This window comes from Streptomyces sp. SID3212 (assembly GCF_009865405.1).
Lineage (GTDB): Bacteria > Actinomycetota > Actinomycetes > Streptomycetales > Streptomycetaceae > Streptomyces.
This window is the reverse complement of the sequence record NZ_WWJY01001190.1, coordinates 1-1,787: the sequence shown is the minus strand read 5'-3', so window position 1 is coordinate 1,787 and position 1,787 is coordinate 1. Positions and strand designations below refer to the sequence as shown.

The following is a 1,787-nucleotide window of genomic DNA, read 5'->3' as shown; positions in this document are numbered from 1 at the left end:
CGTCACCGCCGGGGACATCGCCGCGCTGCGTTCGGTCGGCGAGCTGTTCCGCGCGCTCGACCAGGCGTACGGCGGCGGCCACGCCCGCCAGGCCCTCGTCCGGTACCTGGAGCACGAGGTCGAGCCGATACTGCGCGGACTGTACGGAGAGGTCACCGGACGCCGCCTCTTCGCAGCCGCGGCCGACCTGACCCGGCTGGCGGGCTGGACCTCGTACGACATCGCCGCCCACGGCCTCGCCCAGCGGTACTTCGTCCAGGCCCTGCGCCTCTCCCAGGCCGCCGGGGACCGCGCCTATGGGTCGTACGTCCTGATCACCATGAGCCGCCAGGCCGTCTACCTCGGCCACGGCCGCGAGGCCGTCCAGCTGGCCCGCGTCGCCCAGCAGGGCGTGGGCTCCTCCGCGCCCCCGGTCGTCCAGGCCCTGCTGCACGCCGTCGAGGCGCGCGGGCACGGGGTCCTCGGGGAGGTACGGGCCTGCACCTCGTCCCTCGTACGGGCGGAACGCGCCCTGGAGACCTCACGGCCCGGGGACGACGTGCCGCACTGGGGCCGGTACTTCGACGAGGCGCAGCTCGCCGACGAGTTCGCGCACTCCTACCGCGACCTCCAGCAGTACCGCGCCGCCGTGCAGCACGCCGAACGCTCCCTCCAGCTGCGCGCGCCCGCGCTGGCCCGCAGCCGGCTCTTCTGCCGGGTGGTGCTCGCCACGGGCCGCCTCGGGCTCGGCGAACTGGACCAGGCGTGCCTGCTGGGCGCGGAGGCGGCCCAGCAGGCCGCCGAGATGCGGTCGGTACGGGCGGTGGAGTACGTACGCGACTTTGAACGCCGCCTGGAGCCGTTCCGGGACGCGGCGGCGGTACGGACCTATCGCGACCGGGTCGCGACGATCGGCTGAGGTGGTACGGGGCGCCCCGGGTTCCTACGCCGCCGTGGGCAGCGGGGGAGCGCCGTAAGCGGGCTTCACCCCCAGGTCTCGCAGGACGGCGTGGGCGGCCCTGCGGCCCGAGAACAGCGCGCCCTGCACGGTGTTGGTGTCCCGGTGGTCCCCGCACACGTACAGGCCGGACAGCAGCCGCACCGGCCGGTGCGGGTCGTGCGGCGCGGGCATCGCGGGGACGGCCTCCGGGGTGTGGTGCACGGCCAGCAACTCCCAGTCGTCCGTGGGGGTTCCGTACACCCCGGCCAGCTGCGCCCGCACGAGCCGGTCCAGCTCCCGGGCCGGGGGCGGGGTCCCGAGGACCGTGGACGACACCAGGACCCGGTCGTCCGGCGTACGGGAGGGGTCGACCGCGCTCATCACGGCCGTGTGCGCGACCGGGCCGCCCGTCTCGGCGTCCAGGACGAGGGCCGGGTCGGCCGACGGGGCGGTGGGGGCGGTGTGGTGGAGGACCGTCACCGGGTGGAAGTCCGGCACCCGCAGCCCCGGCAGCAACTCGGCGGCGGCGCGGGCGCCGGTCGCCACGAGCAGGGAGCGGCACGCGATCTCGCCGTGCTCCTTGGTGGCGACGCGGTTGATCGACGCCTCCGTCACCCACACGTCCGTCACGACGGTGCCGGGCGGCAGCGTCCGCGCGAGCAGCTCCGGCAGGGCGGACGCGCCGCCCGCGGGGACGCAGAGCCGGCCCCGGGTGTACGCGCGCAGCGCGAGGTCGGCGCGGTGGCTGGACGTCGACAGGGCGGGGTCGCCGAGCAGCGCGGTCAGGAGCGGGCGGACGAAGCCGTCGACCGCGGAGGCGGGGAGGCCGCTGGCGGCGAGGGCGTCGTGGGTGGGGCGGTCGGGACGC

At 76.3% G+C, this 1,787-nt stretch carries 1 protein-coding gene and 1 pseudogene; one reads left to right on the top strand and one right to left on the bottom strand.

Annotated features, from left to right (window positions below; genetic code table 11):
* Window positions 1-898, top strand: a pseudogene (locus GT042_RS35575) (regulator); the annotation flags it as partial.
* Window positions 899-922: 24 nt separating this feature from the next.
* Here GT042_RS35575 and GT042_RS35570 read toward each other — a convergent pair.
* Window positions 923-1,787 (bottom strand): FAD-dependent oxidoreductase (locus tag GT042_RS35570; RefSeq protein ID WP_161312812.1); only part of this gene is annotated, 865 nt, incomplete at its 5' end.